Genomic DNA, 12,104 nt, shown 5'->3' on the forward strand with positions numbered 1-12,104 from the left:
TCTTCGAGATCCAAAGCATGACAGCACGAGCGTCCACAACATGGGCCGTGATCCTGGCCGCAGGCAGCGGCACCCGCATGGGTGGCGATCGGCCCAAGCAGTTCCTCACCCTGGACGGCGCGCCCCTGTTCTGGCGCTCTGCCGAGACCTTCTCGCATATCCCGGACCTGGCTGGCATTGTCTTTGTTTTTCCCCCGGCCATGCTGGACGAAAGCGCGCGCATGGTGGAGGAGCTGACGGCGTCGCGTCCCCTGGGCCTGCCGTGGCTGACCACGGCCGGCGGTGAACGCCGCCAGGACTCCGTGGCCAACGGGCTTGCCGCCCTGCCCAAGGAGTGCGGCCGGGTGCTGATCCACGACTCGGCGCGGCCCTTCTTCTCGGCCGGGCTCGCAACGCGGCTCATCGACGCTTTGGATGAGGAAACCCCAGCGGCCATCCCGGCCGTGGCCGTGACCGACACCATCAAGGAATGCGAGTCCGGATGTGTGACGCGCACCCTGGACCGCAGCCGCCTCGTAAGCGTGCAGACGCCGCAGGCCTTTTTGCGCGACGTTCTGGAAGCGGCGCACGCCCTGGCCGTGGAAAAGAGTCTGCAAGCCACGGACGACGCCTCCCTGGTGGAGGCCTTGGGCAGGCCCGTGGCCATCGTGGACGGCGAGCAGGCCAACGTGAAGATCACCAACCCCGAGGACGTGAGGCTCCTGCAAAAGGAGGCGGCCATGATTCCGGTCACCGGATTCGGCTACGATGTGCACAAGTACGGCTCCGGCCGGCCCATGGTGCTGGGCGGCGTGCCCATCCAGGGCGGGCCCGAGGTGGTGGCCCACTCCGACGGCGACGTGGTGCTCCACGCCCTGACCGACGCCCTGCTCGGCTGCATGGGCGGCGGCGACATCGGCCAGCGCTTCCCGGATAACGATCCCCGCTTCGAAGGCATGGAGTCCTCCTTCTTCCTGCGCGAGGTGCTGGAGGACGTCCGCCGCACCGGTATCGAGATTGTCCATGCGGACTTGACGATCATCGCGCAAATCCCCAAAGTGGGACCGCACCGCGAACGAATCGCCAAGAACATTGCCGCACTGCTCGCCCTGCCCCCGGAGCGTGTGGCCGTGAAGGCCACTACGGAGGAGGGCCTCGGCTTCACCGGCCAGAAGCTCGGGATCAAGAGTGTGGCCGTGGTCAGCGCCATACGGCGTAGTTGAGCTCCAGGCGACTCGTCCCCATTACGAGTACGAGGCTACGAGGCTTGCCATGTCCCACTTTTTTTCTTCCCGCCGTACAGTAACCACAACCATTCCCTGCAAGCACTGCGGAACACCGCTGGTGGCGCACCGAGGCTGCCGCGAAGTGACGCTGCGTTGCGAAAAGTGCCGCAAGAGCTATGACATCAAGGAGTACATCCACCTCATGGATGACGCTCTGGAGTCGTTCCTGGACCAGGCTTTCTGCGACCGCATTTGAGCGCATATTTCCGGCGGGCCGTCTTGTCAGGCGCTCCGCCTGGTGCTACCAATATGGAATCAAACCCGATTCCAATGCCCATTGAATAAGGAGCCCAGCGACCATGAAAGTCGAACAGATTTCCATCTTCCTGGAGAACAAAGCGGGCCGTCTGGCCGAGGTCACCCGCATTCTTGCGGAGAACAAGATTAATATCCGCGCACTCTCCCTGGCGGACACCTCTGATTTCGGCATCCTGCGCCTCATTGTTTCCGATACGCAGAAAGCCCGAGAGGCCCTGAAGGAGAACGGCTTCACCGTGGGGCGCACCACCGTGGTCGCCGTGGAAGTGCCCGACCACCCCGGCGGACTCGCTCACATCCTGGAAGTTCTCTCCACCCAGGGCGTCAACGTGGAGTACATGTACGCCTTCGTGAATCAGAGCGGCAAGAACGCCATCCTCATCTTCCGCTTTGATCGCACCGACCAGGCCATCGAGACGCTTGAGCAGAACAACATCAAGGTCGTGCCCGGCGACACCGTGTACAGCCTGTAGCCACGGACCTGACTAACAATGAGAAAGGCCGCTCCCGGATGGGGGCGGCCTTTTTAGTGTGGTATGGATATCGTGGAGTAACAGGCTGGCGCGCCGTCCGCCCTCAGGCCATATTTTGCGACGGCTTCCGCATCCTGGCCGGGTTGCCCATCACCGTGGCGCCGTCCGGCACATCACGTGTGACCACGCTGCCGGCTCCCACAATGGCGTCGTCGCCTATGGTCACGCCGGGCAGAATGATGGCTCCCGATCCGATCCAGACGTTTGCGCCGATGCGCACGGGCCTGCCGCACTCCAGACCCTGCCGGCGCAGCGCCGGGTCGCGCGGGTGGTCCGCCGTGAGCAACTGCACGCATGTACCGATCTGCGCGCCCTGGCCCACCTCGATAGCCGCGACATCCAGAAACACGCAGCCAAAGTTAGCGAACACGCCATCAGCAAGGTGGATGTTATAGCCGTAGTCGCAGTAGAACGGTGGCCGCAGCACCACGTCCTTGCCCACGGAACCGAGCAGATCGGCAAGGATGGCGGCGCGCTGCGCCGCGTCTCCGGCAGCCGTGTCGTTGTATGCGGAGAACAGACGCTCGGCGCGCAAAACATCGGCGGCGATCTCCGGGCCTGATGCGCGGTACAGTTCGCCCGCAAGCATCTTCTCCTTCTCGCTACGGCCGTCATGCTTCTGCATGGGCCCTCTCCTTCCCATCCAGGGCAGCGCTCCGACGGCTGCTCTCCTCGTACACGGCCTACACCAGCATGTCGGCCATGCCGTAAAGCTTGCCTGGAGCCTGGTTCACGATCCACTTAGCGGCGCGAAGCGCACCCTGGGCAAAGGTCTCGCGCGAGTGCGCCTGGTGCGTCACCTCGATGCGCTCGCCGGGTCCAAGAAAGTAGACAGTGTGCACGCCAACGACGTCGCCGCCGCGGATGGTTTGCACACCGATTTCCTTTTCCGGACGCGCGCCGATGATGCCCTCGCGGCAGTACGTTCCCGTATCGGAGAGCTTCCAGCCCCGCGCCTCGGCCAGGCACTCGGCCAGCTTCAGGGCCGTGCCGCTGGGCGCGTCCTTCTTCTTGTTGTGGTGCAGCTCCACCATCTCCATGTCATAGGCCTCGCCCAGCAGCTCCACGAGCTGCGGCAGCACCTTCAGCAGCACGTTCACGCCCACGCTCATGTTCGGAGCCCAGAAGATGGGCGCGGAGGCGGCCGACTCCTCCATGACCTTCTGCTGCTCCACGGTGAGGCCGGTGGTCCCGGCCACCAGCGGATTGCCGTGCGCGGCGCACGCCTTGGCCGAGCGGATGGTGCTCTCAGGCGCCGTGAAGTCGATAACCACCGCACCCGGCAGCTTGGTCAGGACATCGTCCAGATCGGACGACACCAGACAGTCGTAGCCCTGGAGTTCCTCCACGGTGCCCGGCCGTTCCACAACGGCGGCGAGCGTAAGATCCGGATCCTCTTGCACCAGCCCGGCGATGGTCGAGCCCATGCGCCCCTTCGCACCCGTGACGATGATGGTAGCGGACATCTGCGCCTCCCTCGTGTTTGTATGTCTATTCCGTATGTTACTTTCCAATCAGACGCAAAAACTCATCCGCGCTTAGGCGCGGTATCTCCAGCTTTTCCGCCTTGTCCAGCTTGCTTTGGCCGGGCTTCTCGCCCACCACGATCATGTCCAGATTCTTGGACACAGAGGATGCGGCTTCGCCCCCGGCATCAAGCACGGCCTGCTTGGCCTCGTCGCGCGTCAGGCCGGGAACAGCTCCCGTGACCAACACCTTCTTGCCGGCCAGGGGCCCTTCGGAAGGCGCTTGAGAGGGCTCGGGCAGATCGGTCTCCGGCCACAGCCCGACCTCGCGCAGCCGCTCCAGAAGCTCGTGGTTGCTCGTGTTGGTGAAGAACGCCCGTAGCGATGCGGCCACCTCGGGCCCGATGTCCGGCAGCTCCTGCAACGGATCGGCCTCGCCATTGGCCAGCTCGCGCGAGGCCTCGGCCATGAGCGCGTCCATGTTGCGGTAGTACGTGGCCAGAGTCCGCGCCGTCTGTTCACCCACCAGCCGGATGCCCAGCGCGGCGATGAGCCTGCGCATGGGCGCCTCCTTGGAGGCCTCGATGCTGTCGATAATCTTTTCCGCAAGGATCTCGCCCATGCGGTCCATCTTCACGAGCTCGTTCTTTTCCAGCGAGAACAGGTCGGCCGGGGACTTCACCATGCCGGAGTCGACAAACTGCTCCACCCACTTCCTGCCCAGGCCTTCCATGTCCAGCCCGGCCTTGGATACGAAATAAATGAGCCGTTGCTTGCGCACGGCCGGGCAGGCGATGTTGGGGCAGCGCCACGCCGCCTCACCGGGCAGGCGCACGGCCTCGGCCCCGCACTCCGGGCAGTACTTGGGAAAAACAAACTCCTTTTCCGCGCCGGTGCGCTTGTCCTTGAGCGGTCGAACCACCTCGGGGATCACGTCCCCGGCGCGCTGGACCACGACCTGGTCGCCGATCATCAGCTCCTTGGCGCGAATCTCGTCCTCGTTGTGCAGGGTGGCGCGGGAGACCGTGACCCCGGCCAGGGAGACGGGCTCCAGGATGGCCACCGGGGTGAGCGCACCGGTGCGGCCCACCTGCACGCGAATATCCTTGAGCGTAGTCACGCCCTGATACGCCGGAAACTTGAGCGCGAGAGCCCAACGCGGCGCGCGGGCCGTGGCGCCCAGGGCGTCCTGCATGCTGCGGTCGTTCAGCTTGGCCACGGTGCCGTCGATCTCGAAAGGCAGAGACTCCCGCGCCTCGGACAGCTCGGCATAGGCGTCCTCCACCTCTGCCGGAGTGCTGCACAGCCGGCAGCGCGGCGGGATGGTGAAGCCGTACTCGGCCAGGCCGAGCATGAGCTTTTCCTGCGTGGACCAGTCCGGGGCGGTCACGCCTGCAGGCCACTCCACGCGGCCTACGCCATAGGCGATGAACTTGAGGGGACGTTGCGCCGTGATGCGCGAATCGAGTTGGCGCAGGGAGCCGGCCGCGGCGTTGCGCGGGTTGGCGAAGACCTTGCCGCCCTCCTCCAGCTGGCGGGCGTTCATGGCCTCGAACTCCTTGCGGTCCATGAGCATCTCGCCGCGCACATCCAGAACGGTCGGCGCAGGCATATCTTCGCGGAAATGCAATGCCAGCGGCAGGTTGCGCACTGTGCGCACGTTTTCGGTGACATTCTCGCCCACCTCGCCGTCGCCGCGGGTCGCACCAACCGTAAGCTGCCCATTTTCGTAGACGACCTCAGTGGCCAGACCGTCCATCTTGGGGTCCACCCAGAAGGGCAGTGCGCTGGTGTCCACGCCCGGCAGAAGGCGTCCCAGGCGATCGACAAAATTACGGAAATCTTCAACTGAAAAGCCGTTGTCCAGGCTGAACATGGGCAGTGCGTGGGTGTACTGCTCAAAGGAATCCAGCGGCGCGCCGCCCACGCGTTTGGTCGGGGAGTTCGGGTCGTCCAGCTCCGGGTGCTCCGCCTCCAACTGCTTGAGCTCGGCAAACAGCGCGTCGTACTCCGGGTCGGACAGCACTGGTGCGTCCAGCACGTAGTACAGCCGGTCATTTTCAGCTATCTGGCGGCGCAGCTCCTGCACCCGCTCCTGCAAATCATTCGCCGTACGTTCCTCGGTCACTCCCTGCTCCTTACAATCTATCGCGATCCAGTCGTTGCAACTTCCAGTTCGTCAGCTCATCCTGGTAGCGCGGACCCAGGCGCGTGGCAAGATAGTCCGCTTCTACCCGGGCTGCCGTGTCCATAAATCCGTCCACGGTCCTGGCCGTAGAATGGTACGTGTGGCGGATTGTTACCTGATGATCCACCACCAGCCGATAGCCTGCCTCGGCAATACGCCGGCTGAGGATAAGGTCCACACCGTAGCCGTAGGGATTGTCCCCGCAGTCCACGCCCCCGGCCGCACGTAACGCGGCGAGATCGAACATGGGAGCGATGCCGTCGATAAGGGCGACCTCACTCATCTGCAGGCGCGGATCGGCGGTCATCTGCGGGTGGTACGGGCTGCGCAGCACAGCCGGCGCCCAGCACCCCACCGGGGTTCCCGGCCCGCGCGACGATGTCTCCATGCGTTCCAGCCTGGCCAGGGCCTTGCCAATGTACGGCGGATCGGAGGCAAAGAGAATGTCGTTGTTCAGGAACCACAGCTTCTCCACGCCCATGTCGCCGAAGACCTGCACGGCATAGGCCAGGGCTCCGGCCCAGTAGATGTTCTGCGGAAGCCGTCGCCAGGCGCGCTCATAGGGCAACGGGGCCGCGTTGTCGAGCACGAAGATGCGTTCCGCCCACTCCAGATCAGCGGCCAGGAGCTGGTCGTGCACGCGGGCTGTCAGCGCCGGATTGCCGTAGTGCAGGATAACGAGCGCAAATTGCGATGTTTCCATACGTTGCAGGGGTTCCTTGATAAAAACGGTAAACGGCGTACTATAAAATTAGCGGTCGCAGCACGACTCAGCACCTCGAACAGCACCAAAAGACTGGAGCTTTCAACGCCACTGCGGCACAGGCAACACAGGTCTCATACATGGCAGATTCCGAGCATATCCCGGCAGCGGCTCCGCCGCAAACGCCAATCTGGAACCCAGCCCTCGCCTATCCGGACGACATTCCCAACGTACTGCAAGAGATGCTGCTGACCGGCAGTGTCGGCACCCTGCATCGCACGGCCATGGCCGGCGCGGCGCTGGGCTGGCGTTCCGGGGATACCGGCATGCACGGCCCGCTGCTGGCCCTGGACATGCTCTCGGCCGCGTGGGAGTCCGATCCGCTCAACCTGATGGCGGCACATCACGTGGTCAAGCTGGCCACGCACCTGGGGTACGGCAGCTCGACGTTGCCGTGCATGCTTGCAGAGTTCCTTTCCCGCGCCGAGGACGAACAGCCCTTCAGCAGCGCCTTTCTTCGCAAGCCGTCGGACGAGCAGCTGGACATCCTGGTGCAGCGGCTTGCCGACAACATCTTCCTGCCGCGGTCGCTGGACATGGCCATCCGTTTGTCCATCGCCATGGGCCAGAAATCGCGGGTGCTGAACTTGCTGAGCCCGGCGTGGCCGCCCTCGCTGCAACCCATCCGGCTGCTGATCCTGGGCCGGGTGCATCACTTTGCCGGCGACCACGAGACCGCCTCTCAGCACTACCGCGTTGCGGACGAGTACCTGGAGGCAGCCGAGGCGGAAGCAAGCCTGGCCATGTGCCTGTACCAGCTGGACCACAAGGACGAGGCCGTCTCGCGCCTCATCAGCGTGCTGCACCGCCGTCCGTGGCATGTGAACCTGCGGCTGATGCTGTACGACGTGATATTCCGCATCCACACGCGCCGCGCGGCAATTCCCAACCGCGTTGCCGTGCTGCTCTACTCCTTCAACAAGGCCGGGGAGCTGGATGCGACCCTGAAACGGGTGTTCGATTCCGAGCTGGCCGGCGCCAAGGTGCACATACTCAACAACGGTTCCAGCGACAGAACCGCGGACATCTGCGCCGCGTGGCTCCGCCGTGTGGGGCCGGACAAGCTCGCGGTCCATTCCACGCCCACCAACATCGGCGCGCCGGCCGCGCGCAACTGGCTGCTCGCCATGGATGAGGTGCGCGGCTGCGAGTTCGTGGCGTTTCTTGATGACGACGCGCAGCCGCCCAAGGACTGGATGCGGCGGCTGATGGCCGCGCAGGAGCTCTATCCGGAGGCCGGCGCGTGGGGCTGCCGCGTGCACGACGCCGGGATGACGCCGTTCACCCAGTCCGTGGACCTGCAACCACGGCCCACATATGGAGAGCCGACAGAGTACCCCGAGGTTTCCGACCTCCACTTGCAAGGGCTCAACCCCGGCTACTTCCAGTACATCCGGCCGGCGCTGTCTGTTACTGGATGCTGCCACCTGTTCCCGCGCAAATCGTTCGACATCGTAGGCGGGTTCGACCTGCGCTACTCCCCCAGCCAGCTTGACGACTTCGACCTGGACCTGCGCCTGGCCGAGCAGGATACGCCGCCCGTGTACCAGGGCCACCTGGGGGTAGGCCATCTCAAGCGCACCGGCGTGCTCTCGGAGACCGATTCCAAGTCCGCCTCCAACAGCCGCGGCAACGAGAAGAAGCTGCACGGCAAGTACGCCGGCGAGCGCTGGCAGAATATCCGGCGCACAATGATCTCTATCCTGCGCGCAGATCTTGAGGAAAAGTCCGAACGGTTGGCCGACCTGCTGAAATCCTAGCGTCTGCCCTGTTACAGGACCTCCGACACTTGCGTGAGGTTGTCCTGCCCGCCGATGGCAAGCAGCGTGTCGCCCGCTTCGATGACGTACTTCGGGGTGGGATTGAAGTGCATTTTACCATCGCTCTTTTGGATGGCCACGATGATGATATTGTAGTCCTGGCGGATTCGCGACTCGATGAGATCCTTGCCCACCAGCGTGGAGTCCTTGCTGATGTGCAGCTCCTCCATCTGCAGGTCGATCCCCCCGCGCACGGCGATTTCCAGAAACGAAGTAACCGTGGGCCGCAGGGCGCTCTGGGCCATGCGCACGCCGCCGATGGTGTGCGGCAGAACCACGCGGTTGGCCCCTGCGCGCTCCAGCCGGTTGATGTGCTTCTCGTTGTCGGCTCGGGAGATGATGGTGATGGTGGGGTTGAGCTGCCGCGCCGTGAGCACCACGTAGACGTTGGACGCTTCCTGGGTCAGAGCGGTGATGAGGCAGGAGGCGCGCTCCAGCCCGGCGGAGAGCAGCACTTCGTCGGAGGTGGCGTCCCCGGCAACGTGCAGGATGTCCTGCTGCTCCAGCTTGATCAGCGTTTCCGGATCGTTCTCGATAACGACCAGAGGATGCCCATCGCGGGTTATCTCGCGGGACACAATGGCGCCGATGCGGCCGTAGCCGCACACGATGTAATGGCCCGACAGCTTGCCGATGGTCTTGTGCACGCGTCTTCTCCCGAGAATTTCGTTGATCTTTCCCTCCACCAGGAGCTGCGCCACGGAGCCGGCCATGAATGCGAAGCTGCCGACACCGGTGAGGATGAGCGCGGAGGTGAATATCCGCCCAGGCACGGACAGAGGCTGCACCTCCTGGAAGCCCACGGTGGAGAGTGTGATGACGGTCATGTAGAAGCTGTCCCAGAAGGCCCAGCCCTCCACGACCATATAGAAGATGATGGCGAGGATGAAGATGGTGCAGAGCACCATCGATCCGATGATGACCGGCCAGAAGATGCCGAAACGCCCGCGCAACCTGGAGTAGCGCAACGAGGAGTGGCCCAGCTTCATCAATCCTCCTGGGGGGCGAGGAAGGTTTCGCGTATGGCGCGGATGCGGTCGCGCAGCTCGGCTGCGCGCTCGAACTCCAGATCCTTGGCCGCCTCGCGCATGGCGCGCTCCAGCTTCTTGATCTCGCGGCTCGCCGCGGCCGGGTTCATGGAGTAGTCCGCGCCTTCCTCGGCGAGAACGACCTCCCGGCGGCGATCCCGTTTCGTCTTGTCCTTGGAACCGGCGTAGATGCTCTCCAGAATGTTGGAGAGCTCTTTCTTCACCGTCTCCGGGGTAATGCCGTGCTCCTCGTTGTAGGCAAGCTGCTTCTCACGGCGTCGCTCCGTCTCCTCTATGGCGTTCCGCATGGAGGGTGTCATGGCGTCCGCATAGAGGATGACCCGGCCGCCCACGTTGCGCGCAGCGCGGCCGAACGTCTGGATGAGCGATCGCGTGGACCGCAGAAAGCCCTCCTTGTCCGCATCGAGGATGGCTACCAGGGAAACCTCTGGTATGTCGAGCCCTTCCCGCAGCAGGTTGATGCCCACCAGGGCGGTGAACTCGCCGGCGCGCAAGGCCTGGATGATGGCCACGCGCTCCAGGGTGTCGATGTCGGAGTGCAGGTAGCGCGCCGGTACGCCGAGGTTGTTGCAGTACTCGGTCAGGTCCTCGGCCATGCGCTTGGTCAGGGTGGTCACGAGCACGCGCTCGTCACTTTCGGCGCGGGCCTTGATCTCGGCCATGAGGTCGTCCACCTGGCCCTTGGTGGGCCGCACCTCCACCATGGGATCCAGCAGCCCGGTGGGCCGGATAATCTGCTCGACAACGATGCCCTGGGAGCGCTCGATCTCCCAGTTGGCAGGCGTGGCCGAGACATAGATGGTCTGGTTGATGCGCTCCAGGAACTCATCAAAGTGGAGGGGCCGGTTGTCCAGGGCAGACGGCAGGCGGAAGCCGTACTCCACCAGGGTGGACTTGCGGGAGATATCGCCCTTGTACATGGCCCCCACCTGGGAGACGGCGATGTGCGACTCGTCGATGAACAGGAGGAAGTCGTCCGGAAAGTAGTCCAGCAGACACGAGGGCGGCTCGCCCTGCGTGCGGCCGTCCAGATGGCGCGAGTAGTTCTCGATGCCGTTGCAGTAGCCCATCTCCTCAATCATTTCGAGATCGAGCATGGTACGCTGCTCCAGCCGCTGGGCCTCCACCAGTTTGTTCTCTTCCTGGAAGGCGCGCAGGCGCTCCCCCAGCTCCTCGCGGATGTCTTCCATGGCGCGGGTGAGGTTGTCGCGGTCCGATACGTAGTGGCTGGCCGGATAGATAACGGTCTTGGAGACGGACTCGCCCACCTCGCCGGTCAGGGGATCCACCTCGTACATGGCCTCGATCTCGTCGCCGAAGAACTCCAGCCGCAGGGCGCGCTCGTGGTGGTAGGCCGGAATAACCTCCAGCACGTCGCCGCGCACGCGGAAAGTGCCGCGGTGGAAGTCCAGGTCGTTGCGGGTGTACTGCACCTCCACCAGCCGGTTCATCAGCGCCTTCATGGAAAGGGTCTGGCCCACCTCCACCGGGATGACCATCTTGGAGTAGTATTCCGGCGAGCCCAGGCCATAGATGCAGGAGACCGAGGCCACGATGACCACGTCGCGCCGGGTGAGCAGCGCGTGCGTGGCGGCGTGGCGCAGCTTGTCTATCTCATCGTTGATGGACGAGTCTTTCTCGATATAGGTGTCCGACTGGGGAACGTACGCTTCCGGCTGGTAATAGTCGTAGTAGCTGACGAAGTACTCCACCGCGTTCTTGGGGAACAGGGCCCGGAACTCGTTGTAGAGCTGCGCGGCCAAGGTCTTGTTGGGAGCAAGAATCAGCGCGGGCCGGTTCAGGCGTTCGATGACGCTGGCCATGGTGAAGGTCTTGCCCGTGCCCGTGGCGCCCAGGAGCACCTGGTCGCGTACGCCCTGCTCCAGGTTTTCCGCTAGCGCCTCAATGGCCGTGGGCTGGTCTCCCTTGGGAGTGAATTCGCTGACGAGTTTGAAACGATCGCTCATTGATGATACTTTACTTGATTTAGGAAACAGTTAGGGTCTTCACTCCGGCAAGGATATATCATAGAGAAAAGCCTGCTGCGCAGCACCTGCGCCGGAAGCTCCCGGAGACCATACCAACTATCCGGAAACGGTCCGCCCCGTCCAGCTTCCACCGGGTCGACGCATGTTCCGGCCCGCCCAGGCCCAACGCCGCGCGGAAGGAATTCACAAGGAGATATTATGGAAATCAATCTGCACTCGCCCGAGACAGAGCCCCCTGTGGAGCGCGCTCACTTTATTACCATAACCATCAACAGCTTCAAAGGCCGCCGGGACGTGGAGGTGCATCTCTTCCGCCCGGACTACGACGAAGCCGAAATGGCCTCTTACGATTGGAACAAGCTTCTGGGCGATCCCATTCACCCGCAAGTGCCGGCCGATCCCGAGTTCTCCAAGCGCGTGCTCATGGAGGCGTTCACCGCGGACGAGCGCGATCAGGTCATCGACTACATCAAGGAGCATTACGCGGACAGAGTCTCCGTGCTGAACTCCGGACCGGTGGATCTGCCCGTGCCCCTGGGCCTGCCGCCCCTTTCCGAGCTACCCGAGGGCAAGACCATCGGCTTCATCCGTTTCGACCAGATTCCCCACTACTCCCTGCCCTTCAAGCTCAGAGGCATGTACGACCTTGCCCAGCACGAACCGCTGGTGACTGGCGACGAAGGCTAACCATACATACGGTCCGCATTTGATAACACACGCCGCCGTGCCCGTCACGGCGGCGCTATCTTACCCTGCGTATTTCGATGTCGAAGA

At 63.7% G+C, this 12,104-nt stretch carries 10 protein-coding genes and 2 pseudogenes; 5 read left to right on the plus strand and 7 right to left on the minus strand.

The window, feature by feature from the left end; all coding sequences use genetic code 11:
• Positions 1-17 precede the first annotated feature (17 nt).
• The 3 genes from ispD (at position 18) to E8L03_RS04725 (ending at position 1,996) form a co-directional block, all read left to right on the plus strand.
• The gene (gene ispD / locus E8L03_RS04715; protein ID WP_171266700.1) at positions 18-1,202 is read left to right on the plus strand and encodes a 2-C-methyl-D-erythritol 4-phosphate cytidylyltransferase; all 1,185 of its coding nucleotides are present in this window, start codon (positions 18-20) and stop codon (positions 1,200-1,202) included.
• A gap of 49 nt (positions 1,203-1,251) precedes the next feature.
• Positions 1,252-1,461 carry a dual CXXC motif small (seleno)protein gene (locus E8L03_RS04720; RefSeq protein ID WP_144234717.1) on the plus strand — a complete coding sequence of 70 codons (210 nt, stop codon included), beginning with the start codon at positions 1,252-1,254 and terminating at the stop codon, positions 1,459-1,461.
• Between the two features lie 103 nt (positions 1,462-1,564).
• Complete coding sequence (locus E8L03_RS04725) at positions 1,565-1,996, plus strand: ACT domain-containing protein (protein WP_144234718.1); 432 nt, start codon at positions 1,565-1,567, stop codon at positions 1,994-1,996.
• Between the two features lie 130 nt (positions 1,997-2,126).
• On the opposite strand, the pseudogene E8L03_RS21175 reads toward E8L03_RS04725, so the two are convergent.
• From E8L03_RS21175 to E8L03_RS04745, 5 genes and pseudogenes are all read right to left on the minus strand, one after another.
• Positions 2,127-2,270, minus strand: a pseudogene (locus E8L03_RS21175) (DapH/DapD/GlmU-related protein); the annotation flags it as partial.
• A 282-nt stretch (positions 2,271-2,552) separates the two neighbouring features.
• Positions 2,553-2,699: pseudogene (locus tag E8L03_RS21180) on the minus strand (maltose acetyltransferase domain-containing protein); the annotation flags it as partial.
• A gap of 40 nt (positions 2,700-2,739) precedes the next feature.
• Positions 2,740-3,522 (minus strand): 4-hydroxy-tetrahydrodipicolinate reductase, encoded by a 783-nt coding sequence (dapB, locus tag E8L03_RS04735; protein WP_171266702.1) that lies wholly within the window; start codon positions 3,520-3,522, stop codon positions 2,740-2,742.
• Positions 3,523-3,559: 37 nt separating this feature from the next.
• The gene (ligA, locus tag E8L03_RS04740) at positions 3,560-5,650 is read right to left on the minus strand and encodes an NAD-dependent DNA ligase LigA (RefSeq protein WP_171266703.1); all 2,091 of its coding nucleotides are present in this window, start codon (positions 5,648-5,650) and stop codon (positions 3,560-3,562) included.
• A 10-nt stretch (positions 5,651-5,660) separates the two neighbouring features.
• Positions 5,661-6,413 carry a glycosyltransferase family protein gene (locus E8L03_RS04745; RefSeq protein ID WP_171266704.1) on the minus strand — a complete coding sequence of 251 codons (753 nt, stop codon included), beginning with the start codon at positions 6,411-6,413 and terminating at the stop codon, positions 5,661-5,663.
• A gap of 140 nt (positions 6,414-6,553) precedes the next feature.
• On the opposite strand from E8L03_RS04745, the gene E8L03_RS04750 reads away from it, so the two are divergent.
• The gene (locus E8L03_RS04750; RefSeq protein WP_171266705.1) at positions 6,554-8,233 is read left to right on the plus strand and encodes a glycosyltransferase family 2 protein; all 1,680 of its coding nucleotides are present in this window, start codon (positions 6,554-6,556) and stop codon (positions 8,231-8,233) included.
• An 11-nt stretch (positions 8,234-8,244) separates the two neighbouring features.
• Here E8L03_RS04750 and E8L03_RS04755 read toward each other — a convergent pair whose 3' ends face one another.
• Both E8L03_RS04755 and uvrB read right to left on the minus strand, forming a co-directional pair.
• Positions 8,245-9,282 (minus strand): potassium channel family protein, encoded by a 1,038-nt coding sequence (locus tag E8L03_RS04755; RefSeq protein ID WP_144234724.1) that lies wholly within the window; start codon positions 9,280-9,282, stop codon positions 8,245-8,247.
• Entirely contained in the window at positions 9,282-11,309 is a 2,028-nt protein-coding gene (gene uvrB, locus E8L03_RS04760) for an excinuclease ABC subunit UvrB (RefSeq protein WP_144234725.1), read from the minus strand. The genes E8L03_RS04755 and uvrB overlap by 1 nt, the downstream gene beginning before the upstream one ends.
• A gap of 219 nt (positions 11,310-11,528) precedes the next feature.
• Here uvrB and E8L03_RS04765 point away from each other — a divergent pair, with 219 nt between their 5' ends.
• The gene (locus E8L03_RS04765; protein WP_144234726.1) at positions 11,529-12,017 is read left to right on the plus strand and encodes a hypothetical protein; all 489 of its coding nucleotides are present in this window, start codon (positions 11,529-11,531) and stop codon (positions 12,015-12,017) included.
• Positions 12,018-12,104: the final 87 nt, after the last annotated feature.

The organism is Oceanidesulfovibrio marinus (assembly GCF_013085545.1).
GTDB lineage: Bacteria > Desulfobacterota > Desulfovibrionia > Desulfovibrionales > Desulfovibrionaceae > Oceanidesulfovibrio > Oceanidesulfovibrio marinus.